Consider the following 18,347-nt stretch of genomic DNA (forward strand, 5'->3'; position numbering starts at 1 on the left):
AATAGCTTTTGCCTTCATTGGATTTATAATTAATGTAAAACAAAAGATAAGTGGCAATGTAGATAATAGTTAGAATATAATTAGCATTTATAACCTACAATTAATTTTCAGATAGAAGGAAACCTGTAATTCCTTAATAGTGAACTACAGGTTTCCTATAAAATACCTCGAATGAGGTATTGCGCTAGACTATCCAGAGATAGAAATTACAGAAAAGTAGGGATGCTTAACTTATTATGATAATGAACGCCAAGAAAATAGGACTTAAAAACTCTAATGATCTTTTAAGAGAAGAAATCAGAAGATGGATATACTTCATAATGAACGGATTACTTAGTATTTCTTTAATCTGTTTTGGTGCAATAGAATTATATATCCCATCTTTATTAAGTCTCCCACCTTATTTCGAAGATCATCCATATGCTCCTATAGGAACTGGTTTAGCATTGATAAGTGGACAAAGTATAATTTCTATATTAGGCCAAGTAGGAAAATTATATCCTCTCCTTAAACAGTTATTGAGTATATATAAACTATATCTCAAATCTCAGGGGGTTGAGGCTGAAGATTCAGAAATTATTGATGAGGAATATGAGATTGATGAAGGCATTAAAAAAGACAAAGTAGCTTCAAACTAATATTAACACAAGGCTTAAAATGATCATCCACAAAGAAATAAGTAATAAAATTTTCGTTATCAGCGGAATATGCATGTTATTAATATCAATAGGTCTACTCTTACAAGGAGGAGCAATCGGAGAATTATTTGGAAGCTTCTTGATAGTTGTTGGAGTTCAAATGTTATTACATGTCTTGAAAATTAGATCTGAACTCATAGGTAATAAAATTAAAAATAATGCTCTAAAATTACAGAACATTGAAATCACAAGTTGGAATTTAAATGATTATAATCCACCTCGTAGGCTTATGTTAAGAACTATGGCTTATTATGATCTCGGCAACCTATTTTCTTCATCTTGGAAAAAACTTTTTAAAACACAGTTAATATTCATAATTAGTGGATTAATTATGTTATTAATATCAATAGGTCTACTCTTACAAGGAGGAGCAATCGGAGAATTATTTGGAAGCTTCTTGATAGTTGTTGGAGTTCAAATGTTATTACATGTCTTGAAAATTAGATCTGAACAGATACACATCACAGATAGTCCAATACATGATATTATAAGAGAATTTATAAAAGAAATCTTTTTTTATCTCAAACATATAATCAACCGAAACTTATTTTATGCTGGGATTGGTATAATTTGGATCGTAAGCGCATTTATCCTTAATAATATCCTGGAAACTGCAAATTCATATCTTAATCCACCAGTTATTAATAGTATTCCTGATCCGGGGTATGATACAGCTAGCTCGGATTATCAAGGCTATCAAGGTGGGGCGGCTTATGAAGTATATGCTAGTTATGTTCGACTCTATACCCTATTGGGCTTTTTAGGTGTCACACTGGTCATATTAATTTATATCGCAGTTCTACTCTCTTCTAAAAAATTCTCTTTGCTATATAGGGATTCGGATATTCAGGTAAAACATAAAATCGCTTTTATAACTTTAGTTGTATTCTATATTGTTCTAGCTGTATTAATTCATATTTTTTTACTATAGTCCTTTTGTAAGTCTAATACTATAATTGAAAATAGCCTTCATTAATGAAAGCTATTTTCAATTATAGTATTATCAAATCTCTTCACCTATTATTAATCTTTATCACGGAAGAACGCGAATCATCCCGAAAGTAGATTTTTTCCCCTATGTAGCTTCAGGAAACAATTATTGAAGCCCATGAAAATAGGTATCCGTTGCATCTGGTCGAGTATATTTACAATACTTAGGATGGGATTGCTCAACTCGATGCGGATATGCACTACTGTAGTCTCATTAATTTCCTGAAAATCTACTCAAACTTTATATGTGTCCTTAATTTGCGAATATAGTATAGTGGATAATTAGATCTGTATTTCTGGATGAAGAAAGAACCATACCAGAAATACTAAAGCTTTTTTAATATTTCTGGTATCTTTTTATCCTGTTCGTTTTTTGCTCTTTTTGCTTGATGTTCTGCCAATTCACCTGTATAAGATATTGATACCATAAAAATCTTGCTACCATTTCTTGTATCATTTTTCATTGATAGGGAGTGATCTTCTGTAAGTATAATTTTCTTCTTCTTCGATTTCCAAAGATGAGTAAGTGAGTAACGTATTATATGATTTTCAGTTTTAATTGATTTCCCATATTTTTGAGTCAAAAGTCTAATTATATTATCAATATTCGCCATACTAATTTTATCTTCGTTTTGATTACGATTCATTATAGATAATTTTATTTCTACTAATCGCAATTTTTCATCAAATATCCCTACTCCGTCAAATCTGTTATTATCAATTTCATAGGTAAAAGATATATATTCAGGAGCATTACCATAGATAGGGTTAAGCTGATCCTTTTCACCTATAGTGACAAACTGTTCCTGTGACATCCCATCCCAAAAATTTGCTATTAATATTTTAGATTGGTTAATCTGGATGAGTGAATCAATGATTGCATTGTCTAATCTTTCTATCTTTCTAATAGGCACTGTAACTGTATCTATTTCTACTTGGTTTTCCATGGTGTCAACAATCTGATTGTTCTCTGTATATTGATCAGACTGCCTTTGAGTACAAGCACATAATAAAAAACAAGTAAATAGTAAACGGATCATGCTTGCATAAATCTTTTATATGAATATTTTAAACACCTTTATCGAAATAAAGATCATGAATTAGTTAAGGACAAGACCATGAGAAAAGTATCCATCCGAGCAAATACATATCCTCGCTCGGATAGATACTCAGCATTTATACTTTCTTAGTCTTGCTTCTAGAATATTCTCTCAGAAAGATTAAATATGAGATATTAATGGTAAAGGTTTAGTAGGATATGATATAGAACTATCTCTTTTCCATTTCTTAAATGAGTGGCTTTAAAAACTTTTATATCTGTATATTCATAATTTTCTTCTTGTACAGACATAAGAGAATATTTATAAATGTGCTTTTCTATAAAATTTAGGTAATTTGTAGAGAAGGAATCAAATTTTTTCGCTGTTACGTAAACAAGAATGAAGTTATGTTCAAGTCCTGTTGTATCATATTTAAACAGTTTGTCAATATGTAATTTAAGGTAATCTTCTTTTAAAGAATCTAAATTAAGCGCTTCTATAATACTTAAAGGACGTTTATTTTTATCTCGAATAAAAATGTCTATTTCTCCTGGTGCTTTACCCGTATTTGATCTACTCCATCTTGTTTGATCCTTAATAAAGTAACCTTTGGCTTCAAGAACGGTGGCAACGAAGGTATTTCTGTTGTCTTCTAATTTTGCTTCAGCGTCATTGTCACCATCTGCTGATACTTGCCAATATATTTTATTTCCTTGAAGTACTAAACACACATCAATTAAGTTAGAAAGACAAGAACTAGATGATTGGTCATATAAGGTTCTATATGCTAGATACCATTCTAATGGATTATCAGTATTATACACTTTATCTATAATCAAGTTAACTTGATTTAGATTTTGTGAAGGAAATGAATCTATTAGAAGTTGTCTTAAATCATCACTAGAGTTTTTTTTTTATCTGTTATATTAGATGCTAATTCTTTTACTTTTTCTATAAATTCATACTCTTTGCTATCAGAGGCTAATTCTTTCAATCTAGTATCAAGCCTTTGTAGTTGTGAATGAAATTGAGTAGCTAAATAAGGTTCAATGAAGTTTTTTTCTAAAGTTCTTGCGAAAATTGATGTAAGTACACTCTCATCTAATCTAGACTTTAGTTTTTCATTTTCTATCAAAGAGTACTCATTATGTAATTCTGAGAGTTTTTCTCTTACATTGAGCCACAAGTTTGGATCTTCCTTTAATATTTTTATTAAAGAATTTAAGCTATTATAAAGACTTATATAATAATTCTTAGCATGATATTGCTTTCCATGCTTTATTGAAAAAAGTTCTTTTTTCAATAGATCTTGAGACAAGTGATCTAAGGTCAAATCAACTGTCTGAAGATTTCGGTTAAACAAATTAATAGTTATTTCTACTATTTGCTTATATATTAAAGTGTCTATCTGGTTTTCTGTTTGAAGGTGGCCTTTTGTAAAGAAAGAATTACTTTTTAATAGGTATTCTAAACGATCTTTTTGATTGCCTAAAAGACTCTTTTGAAAATATATCAATCCGAGTTTTAAAAAAGCTTCAGAGCTGATATCTGAAAACCTACTATTAGTACTTTCTAAATATACATTTTCTATCTCTTCAGTATCTTCAGAATTAGGGCTATAAAAATAAAATAGATCTTTTAATCGTTGAACCTCTAGAAAGATAGTCTTAGTGTTAATATTACTGTTATTCCAGTCGTCAATTAAAATAGTAATCGTTTGTCTAGTTTTTATCCTCTTCAAGAATGTGCAATTTGTAAGACATTCTACAGCCTTCTTTCTAATATCAGGGTTTTCGTTAATATCTGTTATAATACTTTTTAGAACTTGAAGTATTTCTTTATCATTGCTATTTTCAACGAAAGCTACTACTTCCTTATCGAAAAAATGATATTTTTCTGATAAGGAAGTAGTAGCAAATTGAGCTATGTTGAAATTGTTTGGCATTAAAAAATGTATTCGTTCTCTGGTGTTATTATTTGTTGTTCAACTATATCTGTTAAATCTCTTTCAGCTGTACCTACTATTATTTGTAACTCATTTTTGTAGTCACTGTGTATCTCCTTCAAAATATTTGACAGGCCTGCAATATACTTCTTATCTCCTTCTTCTTTACCTGGGCTATCAATAATTAAACATTTTGTATGATGGCCAAAATTCATTTCGGCATCCAATTGTATTAAGCTAAGGTAAAGTGCTAATTTAGCTCTTAATTGTTCTCCTTCTGTTATTTTTGAAAATAACACATATTTTGCTCCTTGATGGAATTGTATATCTAGCTTATCAGTAATTTGGATATCACTAATTGATGTTAGACCCATTTTATTTACTTGGACAAGCATTAACTTTCGTAATTTCTCAAGAATGAGATTAGAACTTTCAAATCTCATTTTTACTAATAATGAAATCGCTTTCTCTAAAATCTTAATTTTTAATTTTATTTTACTATCTTCTAATGATTCTTTTTCTATAAGCTCTTTTAGCCTATATTCAATAACAGCTTTCTCACCGATTAATTTTTCTATTTGTTTATCCTCTATTAAAAAAAGTTGTCTTTCTTTATAAATGCTATCTTCTACTTTCTGTAACTCAGAATCAAAATTAGTTTGACTTAAGTATTCTTGGCGTTTTTCATTAAGAATAGATAGGCTTTGAGTAGTTTCTTCTAAATCTTTTTTAGTTTTGGTTAAATCATTCTTTAAAGCTTCCTCCTCTTTTATTAGACTTTCTATTTGCTGAGATAATTGCCTTATCTTAAACTCAAAACTAGTTTTTTTAGTTTGTAAAATGTCTTCATTTATATCATTATCGCATATTGCACACTTATGTTCTTTGACTTTTTCATGTTGTTTCTTTTTATCTATTGTATGGCTACAACTCGGACATTTCTTTATATCTAAGTTGGAAAAAAATATTCCAATTTGAAGATACTCTTCTAGGTCATTTTTTTGCTTGCGAGATTTGTTTAATTGTTTTTGTATATCTCTTAATGTGGCGCTAGATTCATTTTTATCCAGCTCAAACATTGATTTCTTATTGATTTCATCTCTAATTTTATTATTTATGTCTACTAAAGAAGCATTTATATTACCCTTCTTTAGTATTATATCATTGTATTCAGTGTACAGTTTTTGAATTTTTGATTTATCAGGAGTTTGATGGGCTAACTTCTCTAATTGAGTAGTAATTGTGTTTAATTGGTTTCTAAGATTATTCACCTCTTGCTTTCTATCACCTCCTTTTATTTCAGTTTTGACAGAGTTCTCAGAACTTAACTTCTCACTTTTTACTGTTAGATAGTTAATTGGTGCTGTATACTCTATACCAAGTAACATCTGAAAAATTTTGTTCTGAGTATTTCCAAACATTAATTCATTACTATCTTTAGACTCTAAAAAAATGGATTTATAATACGTATTCCATCCAATATTAACTTCTGTTAGAGAAGATTTACCTTTTTGTGATTTAGTATACTTTAATGTATAATAAAGAAATTGCTTATAAAAGAAATCCTGTATCTGAGCTTTGTAATCCTTTTCAGTTTCCGCTTTAAAAATTACTTTCTCCTCATTTATTTTAATTTCTTCTCTATTATTAAACTTTCCGAATACTAATTGTCCTACTAGCTTTGTATTTTGAAGATTTAAATGAATCGTATATTCTTTATCAGATATATTAAAATTAAGAAACACTTCATGTAACCAGGACTTTACATTAACCTTAATAGATGAATTACCTGTAAGAGCATATTTTATAACCTTAAAAATACTTGATTTCCCCTTGAAGTTATCTGCGATCCACATATTGACTCCAGGTTCAATTTTTCTACTAAAGTTGATCACCTGTCCAGAGTAATCTTGATGATCATCTACTTCTTTTTGTCCAGTAAATGAAATGTTGGTTAGTAAAAGCCTTTTACCTGTAGAAAGGGGAGAGTCACGATTATATATTTCCTTTAAATCTAATATTTCCTCGATATCTGATATAGAAAGTTCTGTTTGAAACTCTTGATATATAAGATTAATAAATTTTTCTAAGTCAAAACTCATAATTCAAGATTAAATAGTTGTTCATATTTTTCTTTCACTTTACTGCTAATTTCGGTAATGTAATCTTTGTAAGAGGTATCTCTGTATTCTGAAATCTTATACTGGGCAACTTTCAACTCATTACCTGTCTTATTTCCAAAGTAATTGCGAATTAATTTACATCGATTAACATACCAAGTAAGTTGTGAAAGGGATTGTAATAGGCTTTCAACTTTATCTATCGCATAATCTGTTATGAAGTATTCCTTTTCTACACTTTTTAAACTTACGGTAGTTTCGCTTTTGTAATCAATGAAGCCAATACCTATTAAAAAGCCTATGACATCATCAATATCTTCATAGGCGCCAAAGAAGAATCGCTCCATTTCTAATCTTTTAAATATTGGTTCCTTATTATCAAAAATTGATTTGACATGGGTTTGAATTTCATTTTTTTGCTTTTCATCACTCTCAGCAAGTAACAGTAGTTCGTATGCTAAATAATCTGGATTCCTGAGCAAGAAGTCTAGTTTTTGTATTCTTACCTCTGTTCTAAATATTTTTTTACGTGATGGAAATTCGGAATCTGAATAGGGTTCAGAAAAGAAGTATAAGATTAAGAAAATTCTCAAACGATCTTTATAGCTTCTTATTTCTTCATTAATACTTAAATCTTCAGATAAATCCATTTGTATAAGTAAATAAATTGAGTCTTATAAAAACAGCTGAAATTTAAGATTCTTTTTTAGAATATCTACTGAAAAAAGTTTAGATAATTACATCTGAATTAAGGTAAAATTGAATAAAAGTTTACTCCCATTCTCACTCCGTTTCGCTACGCTGCCACTAAAGCAGCCTTCGGCAGATAGGAGGGACTAGGGGCTCTCCCGGTTTGATAGTCGAAAATACCAAATTAGCTACTGGTGCATAGTAGGCCTACAAGTAGCCTAAATGACAAGTTCCTTTCTTATCGCCATCTTGTACCATTAGTGTAGTTTCATCGACTTGAATATATCGATTAGCCAGCACTTCCCGCTTTAAGCTATTGTATAAAGGCTCTAATAATCCACACACAGCTGTAATGACTCCGAAACGGTAGAAGCAGCCAGATGAATACATATCCGTTCGAACCGACAGAAAGCGGCTCGGGTTAGATTGCTTTGCTTGAAGCGTTGATATAGCCGAAGCATCCGAGCTTGTAAAGGTAAGTTGTCTGTCATTCTGCAAAGCTACCTGTTCCAAGTAAAGACGGTCTGGCTCGGACGCTTACTGAGAAAACAAAAAAGACAACCACTTAAAATTGGTTGTCTTTTTTGTTTTCTCATGATAGAAAGGTAATTGCCGGTTCTTCTTCACATTCTTTATAAAATGTAATATTCTCCTTCACCCAATCAATAAAGTTACGCTTGGCACTAGCAGTATTACCCATCGGATCAGCTCCTGCTATTATTCCGTTCCCTGCAATGGGTTGTCTGAATCCAGATAAAGACCAATAGCCAGGATGATCTCTGTATAAACCTTCATCATCTACATAACAACCATGATAGTCATCCAGATTAAAATGAGAGACTGTATCACAGTTAATATGTTTATAAAATGAATCGAGAGTGTCATCTTCAGGGATATCAACAATATATACTGATTGAGTAGCAACGTCTATTTTTATAGCTTGTATAGTATTCATGAGTAATAAAAGATGTGGTAAAAAAGAAAAAGTAATAAATACTGCCATTAGGCAGCATCTGAAAAAAGGTATTCATCCCGGCCATATTCCCAACACTCCAAGCGGAGGTTTTCAAACAGATTCTGATCTTCGAAAAACTCCAGCAATTCAACTGTATCTGATTTGGCTGTAATACCAACAATGCTTACATCATCATCGACAGGATTGTATATAAATTTGATTAAGAGTCCAGGATACTTTTTAGAAGAATGGTAAGATTTCATATCTTTGCCCTTATTTTTATTATTTGAGACAGGCCCGCTCCTTAGAGCGGGTTTTGTTTTAGGCGGCAGGTTGTATGCCCTGTGGCCAGAGCGGGATAATTCTGGCTCCCTCTTCTCTCTGTCTTTCTGCAACTCTGGCGGGTTCTGACAAATTCATACTATACTGAATTTGAAAAAGCTGCATTAATTTTTTTGTTGCCTTGGTCTCTGCATTGGTAAACTCATACACTTCTATTTCGTGAATCAGGCCTAACTCCTGATCTACTGCAAAGCGTTCCCGGCATTCTGCAACTTTGAGAACTTCATAACTGATATAGTTGTCCATGATGGTAACAACCCGGCAGCAGGCAGATGATCCGCTACCAAACACACCTATAAAGGTGTGAGCGCCTTGTACCTTATAGGCACGGCGAGCAAGTGAAGATTGATTTGATTTCATGTGTTATTTTTATTATTTGATAGTATAAATATAACACATATTTGTGTGAAAGGCAAATAGAAATACAATAATATATGATAAAAAATAACATTTATTGTTGTATTTTATCATAAGAAATGCTATATTTATACTATGAGACTAGCAATAACAGGAAGCAGAAGCATACAGGAATGTGCAGAACTTCAGGAAGAACTGGAAAGACTGCCAATCACAGAAATGATACATGGCGGAGCTGCAGGAGTAGACCAACTCGCAGCCGCATGGGCGATAAGCAAAGGAATAAAGGTGACAGAAATAAAACCTGACTATACTACCTATGGTGCCGGAGCTCCTCACATACGGAATTCAGAAATAGTAAAGCAAGCTGATAAGGTGCTAGCCTGTTGGGATGGTGAAAGCAAAGGAACTGCCAGTACCATCAAGAAAGCGGAAGCAAACGGGAAACTGCTAAAAGTGATCACTTATAAGCCAGAAAAGCAGATAGAGCAACCACCCGAACAGCTGGAGCTCTGGTGAGCTAGGCGGCAGAGCCGCCCTCAGAGGCAAACCCGACAAAGGAAAAGAACAAAATCCGCCTCCTGCGTGGCAACGCAAATAAAATCCTAGCCTATTATATTTGGTGTGAAGGTACGGACCGGCCAGCTGGCCAACCCGCATAAAGTAAAAGACAAAACCGCCAAAACAAAAAAGCGACAGCCACACGCAGGGGCCGGCCACTACCCGCAAGGCCGAGCGAAGCGAGCTTGTATAGCCTTGCGGGTAGTGGATGGACGCTGCATCTTGTTTTTGTTTTGGTGGTTTTGTTCCTTAGTTGCGGGTTTGTTAGCTGGTTTCAAACACGAAACATCAATTTGAGTTGTTAACTAAGAATCAAGTATACTTTTATAGACCTTTATTAAATATGAAAACCACAGGAGAAATCTTTGATGCTGTTGTAGAAGCTTTGGGCATTAGTTATGCGGAAATGGCTAAGAAAATAGGATTATCTCGTCCCGATCTATTCTATAATATGCGTGCAGGTAAGTCCAATCCTGGTTATGAGACTTTACAGGCTATTGCAAAAGCTTATCCGCAGATTGATTGTCGGTTCTTATTAACAGGTGAAGGGAATCCACTAATAAAAGTGGTTACCTCTCCTGAAAATGAATTAAAAGAGTATCTTAAAAAGATAATTATAGAAATTGAAAAGGAAAAAACTAAGGATTAAGCTTTTTAGACCTATAACTATTTACTTGGAGATTTGAATTGCGATTTTAACAATTGCTCCAAGTAAGTATTTGTTAAATCTGAATTTGCAAAGTTTGCTGTTGTAAAGTCGGAGTCTTTAAAATCTACATTACTTAAATCTGCTTTAGTAAAATCTGTATTATTTAGAATTGCTTTAGCTATAATCGCTTCATTTAAAACGCTACCTGTAAAATCTGCTTCTGTAAGATTTGCTCCAGTCAAATTAGCTTTGTTCAGAACGGCTCCTCTTAAATCAGCTCCTTGTAAATTAGCTCCCCTTAAATCTGCGCCTGTTAATATGGCTCCTCTCAAGTCTGCTTGTGTTAAAATAGCTTTTCTTAAATCGGCTTGTTGTAAAATGCAGTTTGTCAAGTCAGCACCAAATAAGATAGCTTCACGTAAATCTGCTTGCTTCAAAGTTGATCTTGATAAATTTACACTTGATAAATCAGCCTTTCGTAATATGCATTTTGTTAGATTAGCTTCATCTAGCAATGTATATCTTAAATTAGCTCGCGTTAAATTAGCACCTCTCAAAGTAGATCTGTATAAAGATGCCTCCGATAAATCTGCTCCTATTAAAGAAGTCCTACTCAAATTACATCCATTTGCAAAAACCTGTTTTAAATCTGCACCTGTTAATTCTGCCCTGACAAGATCAGCACTTTCTAAGTTCGAATATCTAAATAAGCTTCCTATTAGGTTTGTATCAACAAAACTTGTATTAGTTAATCTAGCGCCTCGCAAATCACAACCTCTTAAATCACATCCTTCAAAATAAGCATTACTTAAGTTAGCCTCTAATAAAGTTATACCTGAGAGATCTTGATCTATTATCTTAATCTCGCTAAAATTTGCTAAATAAAATGGCTGATAATTATTTTTGAGCAAAAGAAAAAAACTAGAATAAATTGGATCTGTGTATAGTTGAAATATTTTTATATCCCTCATACTTTGCCTACTAAATCCAAAAATTACCCAAAAGCCACAAAAGCAATTACTAATGACTTCAAGAGGAGATACTTCTTGACCTATCAAAAAGGTATAATTGAATAAAAAACTATTCTGGATCAAAGGTATTAAAAAGACTTCTAATCGTTGATTTAATTCATGCTTAATGATATCATCCTGAATTGCTATAATATCTCTAATATAGGAAATTATAGCATCTGATAAGCTTACAGTACCAAAAATCTCCTGCATGAGTTCTACCAGCTTAGATGCATCAGTAAGGTAATATTGCTTTGTATGGGTAGATTTTTCTGTCAATGCAATGTAAAACCGCTGCCATATATATTCAGCAGTCATATATTCCTGAAGAGATTTATGTAAGAACTCTATTGCATAATCACTACTAATAATTTCCCCCTTTGTATTATCATTTATATTTTTGCGAACTTCAGGCATGTAAAAGCTCATCATTAAACGACTAAGCTGATTTCTCTTTTCCTGATTTGTTTGAGCACTTTCAAAAAAAGTTCTTAATTCTGTACTAAGACTTCTAATTAATTGATCTTTATGTACATATTCTCGATTATTCTTAAAAATAGTGAATGCTATCTCTCTAATTAATTGTCTTAAATTTCCAGGTTCTAATTTTAGTTGTTCATGTAAATTTAACTTGCCATGAGGATCATAAGGCCTTTGAATAAGAGTGGTAAATAGCTGGTTATAAATTAAAGCTCTATTTGAATTTTCAATCAAGGGCTCATTTAATTGAGCAATCATATTCAAAAGAATTGGCTGTTCAATCAATTCTTTTATATGTATATGTTCTGTTCCGTGATTATATTTTTGTAGATCTTCCTCGTTAATCCATGTTTTACCCCCTTCATTTTTTAACTTCTTTAACCATTCCAACTGTTGATTTATTGTAGAATTAGCTAATTGAAGTATTATGATATCTTTTTTGATAATTTCATGAGGTGATATTCTGCCATATCGTGAAGTAATAATTACTATTGGTTTGATTTGCCAATCCTTTCTTTTTCCCATTTCATCACTTAGATTTTGACAGAATTTCAAAACATTATCTTCATTGAAAGAAGCTAACATTTCTAATTCATCTAAACCATCCAATATAAGAATTGATTTGGAAAAGTCCTCCTTCGAAATATCTAATATTTTACCCTCTAATAATATTTCAGCATAATTTTTTATCTCTTCCAAAAGAGTTTCAATTGGTTGTTTTTCTAATGCTTCAAGCTGTCTTACATCTCTAAGCTTTAAGAAAAAGAGATTTCGTTCTGGGTAAATATTTTCATTTAAAATATCATAAATCAGTCGTTTGCAAAACGAACTTTTTCCTTGGCCTGGATGTCCATATAGAAATATAAATTGAGGTGAATTTATTTTAAAAGTGGATCTTAATAGGTTTCCATATGATCCATCAATTATTTTGTGTATCTCGTTAGGTAATGACTTATCTATTGAAGCAAAGTCAGTTTGCTCATTTTTTGATTGATTGGTTTTATTGTTTTGTAAACAGTCTTTATGAATTAGAAAAAAAGGATCTGTATATAAATCCTTCAAAGCAATTTCTTGGTTAAATACATCTGCCTTCTCATATATTTCTTTAAGGCTTTTTTCATATAATCTCTTAGATTCGCTTTTAGCTGGATATAATTTCAGACCTGAAATTATATCTTTTATTTTTTCGTATATGAAATCAGAAGTAATACCAAAGTTTGCTTCTATTAATCTAAGATTATCACCATTGCTAGCAATACTTTTAGCCATTCCAATAATTCCTCCATAAGTTTTGTCAACAATTAAAGATCCACTAAAACCATAGGTAAGAGCATTATCTTTAAATTGGAATAGGGGAATTCTGTTATTAGAACTTTGTGTAGTACCTAAAATTATTCCTAAAGCATCTATACCATTGTTTTTGTTAACATTTGGAAACCCATATGTATAGAAATCATGGAAAACGCTATTTTGAAAAGTCATTAAGGGAAGTCCTTTAACTTTGCTTGTCCTTTTAATTTTTAATAGTGTTAAATCACCTTCACTTTCAGGTATAAATAATTCAATATCTGCCAAATAGGCTTCATCAAAAGACGATGTAATAGAATTATAACAGAATACTTCTATATCAGATCCTTTGGACATAATAACATGTGAACAAGTTAATATATATCCATCATCTCCAATAAAAAAGCCAGTACCACGATTTTCATCATTTTGTATCCTTACAACATATGGACGTAAGTCTCTTTGCATTCTTTTAATATTGAGAGTTATTCTTTAGTAGAAGGGTGAGTAGTGGAAACAGGTTCATTGGTTAGCTTCCATTTTAAAGTAACTTCAAAAGTGGCTTCAGCAGAAGGATCTATGAAGCAGGCTAAAACTGGACCTGTTTTTGCGGTAAATTTTAGCCCAGTCTTCACTTCAACCTCATCTGGTTTTATATCTATTGATTCAATATGTTTTCTAAATGAGCTGGCAAAAGCTTTGATTGGTTTTAACGCCTCTTCTAGTTTTCCCCCTTTCGTAACTTTACCATCACTACTAATATTTCTCATTGCTTGTTCTGTTTCTAATGAGCTTTCAATTAAGACCATAGCTCCGTCTTCGGTTTCGAATTCAATTAGTTTTTTAGACATAAATCTGTAATTTATGGGTGAAGGATTGTAAGCTATGAAAATACTTTACAAATAAAACTTAATGGCTCTTTTCTAATAAAATAATCATATCATTTTCTAAATTCTCTGCTGTTACTGCTATTTTTCCAATCCTAAAAGAATCAGGTATACTTCTTCCATGGCCTATCCCACTATAAAAAGCAGCTGCGAATTTGATAGCACTTTTATCTGGTATTTCATCATTCATTCCTATTACATAAGGGATATGTTTAATAATAGCTTTGGCTTGTTCTTCAGAATAACAAGCATTTAAAATCACACATTGCACTGTGGTTGCAAATAAGGAAATTAGATCTGCGAGAACTTCAGGTGGAAGTATATTGGCATTTCCACCTTTATCTTCTAATACAATACCCTCCATTGCTCCATGGCCTGAGAAATGAATAAAGTGAGGATTGAAACTTAATAAAGCTCTACGAAGTATATCTACTGTAGTCGCCCATTGTAGTTCCAGATTAAATTTATCTCGATCTTTAGCTAGTCGCAGCTCATTATCTATTTCACGAGCCTCTTCTCCTAATCGTAACTGAGTTGTATTAGTTGGATTAGCCCCTAAAAAAAGAATTGTCTTTACTGAGTGTTCTTGTTGTTCTTGATTTACTTGATAGGTGGGATTTGATATATCCTTGTTTTGTCGGATTTGTGCTTCAATTTTTTGCCAGTCTATTAGATCCAAGGTTGTTAGTACTGCTTGTATTAGAAGTACCTTTTGTGTTCGTTCATTAGTAGTATCTGTAATTCCAAGTATGAGTTCTCTATTTATTTCTCTATTTAACTGATTTAATCTTGCTGATAGGAGAATAATATCATTGTAGTGAGGTGTTTTCCGAGTTAGTTTAAGTAGTTGATTGATTGCTTCATCCAAGTTTCCTTGAGCTATGAGATTTCTAAGTTGTTCTTGCATAAGAGTCAATTAAATTACGACAGTGCAATTGATTTTATATTCATTTTATTTGTTTCTGGGTCTGATTGTAGCGATCCAACTGTAATCTGTCAATACCTCATTTGAGGTATTTTATAAAGAAGTTTGTTAAAAAAAAGATAGCATTTACTAGTGCAAATAACAGAGAATGTTATAATTATGAATATTTTCTTATCTTTTGGTATTCCCTAAACTCTTCTTTATTTAGAGTTTGCATTTCATCCTTTTTATTTATACTCATATAAAAATATGTCTAGTCTTCCGAAAGAATTTGATGTACTTAAAGATGAAGTTTTTGAAGAATTAAAAAAAAACAACTTGGAAAATGCACTTGAAAAAATTGAGGAGTTTATAAAAAGTTTGGATAAATATGGTTGGAATAAGAACAAAATAGATGAATTAAGATACAATACACTTCCTCTTTATCAAAGATTAAATACAGAAGTAAAGAGTCTTAATGATGCACTACTACACGGAAATTACGATAAAGCTGATAAGATCAGGACACAAATGATTGATATAAGTTCCTCAGTTTTTTTAGCAGTTGGTATTATAGAAAAAGAAATCGAGGCCTTTTTGCAAATACAAAGTACAAAAAAGATACAGATAAAAGTTCAGGAGAATTATGATGAACATAGGATAGCTCATATGTGGCAAGAAATTCAGTATTGCATACATAACACCGCAAATATACCCCTGAATCAAATAAAACTTATTTATTATCGATCTGGCAGCATTATCATTGTTTTCTCAATTCCTTCGAATAAACTGACTCATTTGTTATCTCTTTATTTTCTCAACTTGTTGAAGATAGAAAATTTACAAGAGTTATTGTTGATTGATGATGAGTTTTCAATGGATGTTTATAAAAGCTATTTTTCTTATAGTAGGTACAACTTAAGTGAAACCAACTTAGTAGGAAAAGATTTATTTAGAATCAATTTTAAAAGAGTTAATTTACAAAAAGCTAAGTTGATTCAAGCTAAATTGTCTGAAACTAATTTGGTAGGAGCAGATTTATTTATGGCCGATTTAAAGAATGCTAATTTAGCAGGAGCTAATTTAACAGGAGCTAATTTAACAGGAGCTAATTTACGAGGAACGGATTTACGAGGAACGTATTTATCTGATGCAGATTTACAAGGAGCTAATTTACAAGGAGCTAATTTATTTGGGAAAGATTTGTCAGGCCTTAATTTAGCAGGTGCTAATTTATCAGGAGCTAATTTGACAAAGGTTAATTTATTTGGGAAAGATTTGTCAGGCCTTAATTTAGCAGGTGCTAATTTATCAGGAGCTAATTTACAAGAATCAGATTTGCAAGGAACTAATTTGCAAGTATCTGATTTGCGAAGAGCTGATTTGCAAGGAGCTGATTTGCAAGGAGCTAATTTACAAGTATCAGATTTGCAAGGAGCTAATTTGCAAGGAGCTGATTTGCGAGGAGCTAATTTGCAAATATCTGATTTGCGAGGAGCCAAATTGCAAGGAACCAAACTGCGAAAAGCTAATTTAACAGGAGCTAATTTAACAGGAGCTAATTTACGAGGAACGGATTTACGAGGAACGTATTTATCTGATGCAGATTTACAAGGAGCCAAATTGCAAGGAGCCAAATTGCAAGGAGCTTATTTGCAGGGAACTGATTTGCGAAAAGCTGATTTGCGAGGAGCTGATTTGCTAATATCTAATTTGCAAGGAGCCAAATTGCAAGGAGCCAAATTGCAGGGAACTAATTTGCAAGGAGCTGATTTGCAAGGAGCCAAATTGCAAAGAGCTGATTTGCAAGGAGTTGATTTACAAGGGGTCAAGTTGCAAGGAGCTAATTTGCAAGAAGCTAATTTGCAAGAAGCTTATTTATCTGATGCGGATTTACAAGGAGCTAATTTGCAGGGAGCTAATTTGCAAGGAGCTGATTTACAAGGAGCTAATTTGCAGGGAGCTAATTTGCAAAGAGCTGATTTGCAAGGAGCTAATTTGCAAGAAGCTTATTTATCTGATGCGGATTTACAAGGAGCTAATTTGCAAGGAACTGATTTGCGAGAAGCCAAATTGCAAAGAGCTGATTTGCGAAGAGCTGATTTGCGAGAAGCTTATTTGCAAGGAAGTGATTTGCGAAGAGCTGATTTGCGAGGAGCTATGGCCTTAGTATCCCAAAAAGAAAATTTAGAAAACTCAGGGGCCGATATTTCTCAAGTGACATTTGTAGACGACCCTTATCAATTAGAAGGAATATTTATAACTCATTAAGAGATTATCTTTAATGAGTTATAAATTTACATTTATTGCTTCCATGCCTGTCTAAAATATCTTTCATATCCAAATGGATCACGCCACTCAATGTTATGCTCTGGAATGCCTAACTGCTTGAGCCAGATGGGGACAAAGAAACTGGGACAGCCTTTGTTATCAAACTGGTTATGTCCGGCAATCTTCACATTGGGGGCATAGCCCAGCACTTCACTGATAATGTCCAGCATGGTTGAGATTTGCTGAGGGGTGCGACTGTCCAGTGGCATCTTATGGGAAGTATCCATGCCACCTACATAGCACAGATGTCTAGAAATGGAATTGATGCCTGCTACACCGTTTGTAATCTCGAAAGAGTCTATCACCTGATCATTGTTATGTTTGACAAACTGGTGACGTGAGCCGTCAAGCAAGATCAGATCAGAGTAACCGACTTGTTTCCAACCGTTGCCATAGGGTTTTGGTTTGGTGTGCCATTTTTTAACATCATCAGCAGATACCCAGCGTCCGGCTGGGGTGGCGGTGCAGTGTATAATCAGGTATTGGAATTTCATAAAGTTATACAGTAAAAAGTGTGAGTTGAGGAAATGAAGGATGGCTTTTAAACCATCCCTTCTGTGTTATTTAGGGTCTCTCATTGAGAAGAATCCCACTGTTGAAATAAAGGCCAGTAACGAAACGAAAGACTGCGTATCTATTCGATTTACTAACCAGAGAATGTATCCTGAGAAGGTAAACAAACCCAGGGTTGAGGTTTTCCAGTTGTCAAGCACAAACTGGAGGTAATCGTATATAGACTTTGCCATCGGTTACTTAGGTTTAGGGTGGAGGAATGCTGCCTGAGTAATGATCTGCTTTAAAACTGAATCCTGAGGCGCTACTTGCACAGAATAGACAGGCGCATAAGTAAAGCTCTTGACATGCTTGATCTTCTCTATATCCAACGGCTGCATCTGGTGAGCTGCTACTTGTTTACCTACAATCTGCTCGATCTGGGTATAGTCAATTACTTCACAATCGTAGACCTCATCGGGATTTAATCTGTGTTCTGTAAAGAGTCCTACAGCCAAACCCAATACAAAACACAGGGCACTGAGTAAAATACGTATCTGCATATAATCGAATCGGTTAAGTGAAACATGGAATAGATTACATAATTGT

At 32.8% G+C, this 18,347-nt stretch carries 19 protein-coding genes and 1 pseudogene; 5 read left to right on the forward strand and 15 right to left on the reverse strand.

Annotated elements, in window-relative coordinates; genetic code table 11:
* Positions 1-242 precede the first annotated feature (242 nt).
* A complete protein-coding gene (locus QNI22_RS22585) occupies positions 243-638 on the forward strand; it encodes a hypothetical protein (RefSeq protein ID WP_314514108.1) in 396 nt (131 codons plus the stop codon).
* A 19-nt stretch (positions 639-657) separates the two neighbouring features.
* Positions 658-1,629: a hypothetical protein gene (locus QNI22_RS22590; protein WP_314514109.1), complete on the forward strand. Its 972-nt coding sequence runs from the start codon at positions 658-660 to the stop codon at positions 1,627-1,629.
* A gap of 385 nt (positions 1,630-2,014) precedes the next feature.
* On the opposite strand, the gene QNI22_RS22595 is transcribed toward QNI22_RS22590, so the two are convergent.
* The 9 genes and pseudogenes from QNI22_RS22595 to QNI22_RS22635 all read right to left on the reverse strand — a co-directional run bounded on the left by QNI22_RS22595 (position 2,015) and on the right by QNI22_RS22635 (position 9,140).
* Positions 2,015-2,635, reverse strand: a complete 621-nt coding sequence (locus tag QNI22_RS22595) for a hypothetical protein (protein ID WP_314514110.1) — start codon at positions 2,633-2,635, stop codon at positions 2,015-2,017.
* Between the two features lie 287 nt (positions 2,636-2,922).
* Positions 2,923-3,567: a hypothetical protein gene (locus QNI22_RS22600; RefSeq protein ID WP_314514111.1), complete on the reverse strand. Its 645-nt coding sequence runs from the start codon at positions 3,565-3,567 to the stop codon at positions 2,923-2,925.
* A gap of 50 nt (positions 3,568-3,617) precedes the next feature.
* Complete coding sequence (locus QNI22_RS22605) at positions 3,618-4,673, reverse strand: hypothetical protein (RefSeq protein WP_314514112.1); 1,056 nt, start codon at positions 4,671-4,673, stop codon at positions 3,618-3,620.
* Entirely contained in the window at positions 4,673-6,775 is a 2,103-nt protein-coding gene (locus tag QNI22_RS22610) for a hypothetical protein (protein WP_314514113.1), read from the reverse strand. Before QNI22_RS22610 ends, QNI22_RS22605 begins: the two co-directional genes overlap by 1 nt.
* On the reverse strand, positions 6,772-7,443 hold the full coding sequence (locus QNI22_RS22615) for a hypothetical protein (RefSeq protein WP_314514114.1): 672 nt from the start codon (positions 7,441-7,443) through the stop codon (positions 6,772-6,774). The genes QNI22_RS22610 and QNI22_RS22615 overlap by 4 nt, the downstream gene beginning before the upstream one ends.
* 247 nt (positions 7,444-7,690) lie before the next feature.
* Positions 7,691-7,825, reverse strand: a pseudogene (locus QNI22_RS22620) (IS66 family transposase); the annotation flags it as partial.
* Positions 7,826-8,075: 250 nt separating this feature from the next.
* A complete protein-coding gene (locus tag QNI22_RS22625; RefSeq protein ID WP_314514115.1) occupies positions 8,076-8,438 on the reverse strand; it encodes a DUF3846 domain-containing protein in 363 nt (120 codons plus the stop codon).
* A gap of 47 nt (positions 8,439-8,485) precedes the next feature.
* Positions 8,486-8,701 (reverse strand): hypothetical protein, encoded by a 216-nt coding sequence (locus tag QNI22_RS22630; protein WP_314514116.1) that lies wholly within the window; start codon positions 8,699-8,701, stop codon positions 8,486-8,488.
* 58 nt (positions 8,702-8,759) lie between these two features.
* Positions 8,760-9,140, reverse strand: a complete 381-nt coding sequence (locus tag QNI22_RS22635) for a hypothetical protein (RefSeq protein ID WP_314514117.1) — start codon at positions 9,138-9,140, stop codon at positions 8,760-8,762.
* Between the two features lie 132 nt (positions 9,141-9,272).
* Here QNI22_RS22635 and QNI22_RS22640 point away from each other — a divergent pair, with 132 nt between their 5' ends.
* The gene (locus QNI22_RS22640) at positions 9,273-9,656 is read left to right on the forward strand and encodes a DUF2493 domain-containing protein (RefSeq protein ID WP_314514119.1); all 384 of its coding nucleotides are present in this window, start codon (positions 9,273-9,275) and stop codon (positions 9,654-9,656) included.
* Positions 9,657-10,041: 385 nt separating this feature from the next.
* Positions 10,042-10,347, forward strand: a complete 306-nt coding sequence (locus tag QNI22_RS22645) for a helix-turn-helix domain-containing protein (protein WP_314514121.1) — start codon at positions 10,042-10,044, stop codon at positions 10,345-10,347.
* 17 nt (positions 10,348-10,364) lie between these two features.
* On the opposite strand, the gene QNI22_RS22650 is transcribed toward QNI22_RS22645, so the two are convergent.
* Genes QNI22_RS22650 through QNI22_RS22660 form a run of 3 tightly spaced genes read right to left on the reverse strand, consistent with a single transcriptional unit; the run spans position 10,365 to position 14,918 of the window.
* Positions 10,365-13,592, reverse strand: a complete 3,228-nt coding sequence (locus QNI22_RS22650; RefSeq protein ID WP_314514122.1) for a pentapeptide repeat-containing protein — start codon at positions 13,590-13,592, stop codon at positions 10,365-10,367.
* Positions 13,593-13,609: 17 nt separating this feature from the next.
* Entirely contained in the window at positions 13,610-13,975 is a 366-nt protein-coding gene (locus QNI22_RS22655; protein WP_314514124.1) for a CU044_2847 family protein, read from the reverse strand.
* 58 nt (positions 13,976-14,033) lie between these two features.
* Entirely contained in the window at positions 14,034-14,918 is an 885-nt protein-coding gene (locus QNI22_RS22660; RefSeq protein WP_314514126.1) for a CHAT domain-containing protein, read from the reverse strand.
* 267 nt (positions 14,919-15,185) lie between these two features.
* Here QNI22_RS22660 and QNI22_RS22665 point away from each other — a divergent pair, with 267 nt between their 5' ends.
* Entirely contained in the window at positions 15,186-17,186 is a 2,001-nt protein-coding gene (locus QNI22_RS22665; RefSeq protein WP_314514127.1) for a pentapeptide repeat-containing protein, read from the forward strand.
* 32 nt (positions 17,187-17,218) lie between these two features.
* Here the strand turns inward: QNI22_RS22665 and QNI22_RS22670 are convergent, their stop codons facing one another.
* From QNI22_RS22670 to QNI22_RS22680, 3 genes are all read right to left on the reverse strand, one after another.
* Positions 17,219-17,740, reverse strand: a complete 522-nt coding sequence (locus QNI22_RS22670; RefSeq protein ID WP_314514128.1) for a peptidoglycan recognition protein family protein — start codon at positions 17,738-17,740, stop codon at positions 17,219-17,221.
* 66 nt (positions 17,741-17,806) lie between these two features.
* On the reverse strand, positions 17,807-17,992 hold the full coding sequence (locus QNI22_RS22675) for a hypothetical protein (RefSeq protein ID WP_314514129.1): 186 nt from the start codon (positions 17,990-17,992) through the stop codon (positions 17,807-17,809).
* Between the two features lie 3 nt (positions 17,993-17,995).
* Positions 17,996-18,301, reverse strand: a complete 306-nt coding sequence (locus QNI22_RS22680) for a hypothetical protein (protein WP_314514130.1) — start codon at positions 18,299-18,301, stop codon at positions 17,996-17,998.
* Positions 18,302-18,347 lie beyond the last annotated feature (46 nt).

It is taken from the genome of Xanthocytophaga agilis (genome assembly GCF_030068605.1).
Classification (GTDB): Bacteria; Bacteroidota; Bacteroidia; order Cytophagales; family 172606-1; genus Xanthocytophaga; species Xanthocytophaga agilis.

Bases quoted from the DNA above. Each gene is read 5' to 3' on its own strand.
- QNI22_RS22650 (WP_314514122.1), bottom strand. From the start codon at position 13,592: ATGCAAAGAGACTTACGTCCATATGTTGTAAGGATACAAAATGATGAA.
- QNI22_RS22655 (WP_314514124.1), bottom strand. From the start codon at position 13,975: ATGTCTAAAAAACTAATTGAATTCGAAACCGAAGACGGAGCTATGGTC.
- QNI22_RS22615 (WP_314514114.1), bottom strand. From the start codon at position 7,443: ATGGATTTATCTGAAGATTTAAGTATTAATGAAGAAATAAGAAGCTAT.
- QNI22_RS22660 (WP_314514126.1), bottom strand. From the start codon at position 14,918: ATGCAAGAACAACTTAGAAATCTCATAGCTCAAGGAAACTTGGATGAA.
- QNI22_RS22610 (WP_314514113.1), bottom strand. From the start codon at position 6,775: ATGAGTTTTGACTTAGAAAAATTTATTAATCTTATATATCAAGAGTTT.
- QNI22_RS22605 (WP_314514112.1), bottom strand. From the start codon at position 4,673: ATGCCAAACAATTTCAACATAGCTCAATTTGCTACTACTTCCTTATCA.
- QNI22_RS22640 (WP_314514119.1), top strand. From the start codon at position 9,273: ATGAGACTAGCAATAACAGGAAGCAGAAGCATACAGGAATGTGCAGAA.
- QNI22_RS22595 (WP_314514110.1), bottom strand. From the start codon at position 2,635: ATGGAAAACCAAGTAGAAATAGATACAGTTACAGTGCCTATTAGAAAG.
- QNI22_RS22635 (WP_314514117.1), bottom strand. From the start codon at position 9,140: ATGAAATCAAATCAATCTTCACTTGCTCGCCGTGCCTATAAGGTACAA.
- QNI22_RS22590 (WP_314514109.1), top strand. From the start codon at position 658: ATGATCATCCACAAAGAAATAAGTAATAAAATTTTCGTTATCAGCGGA.
- QNI22_RS22630 (WP_314514116.1), bottom strand. From the start codon at position 8,701: ATGAAATCTTACCATTCTTCTAAAAAGTATCCTGGACTCTTAATCAAA.
- QNI22_RS22585 (WP_314514108.1), top strand. From the start codon at position 243: ATGAACGCCAAGAAAATAGGACTTAAAAACTCTAATGATCTTTTAAGA.
- QNI22_RS22670 (WP_314514128.1), bottom strand. From the start codon at position 17,740: ATGAAATTCCAATACCTGATTATACACTGCACCGCCACCCCAGCCGGA.
- QNI22_RS22645 (WP_314514121.1), top strand. From the start codon at position 10,042: ATGAAAACCACAGGAGAAATCTTTGATGCTGTTGTAGAAGCTTTGGGC.
- QNI22_RS22675 (WP_314514129.1), bottom strand. From the start codon at position 17,992: ATGGCAAAGTCTATATACGATTACCTCCAGTTTGTGCTTGACAACTGG.
- QNI22_RS22680 (WP_314514130.1), bottom strand. From the start codon at position 18,301: ATGCAGATACGTATTTTACTCAGTGCCCTGTGTTTTGTATTGGGTTTG.
- QNI22_RS22625 (WP_314514115.1), bottom strand. From the start codon at position 8,438: ATGAATACTATACAAGCTATAAAAATAGACGTTGCTACTCAATCAGTA.
- QNI22_RS22665 (WP_314514127.1), top strand. From the start codon at position 15,186: ATGTCTAGTCTTCCGAAAGAATTTGATGTACTTAAAGATGAAGTTTTT.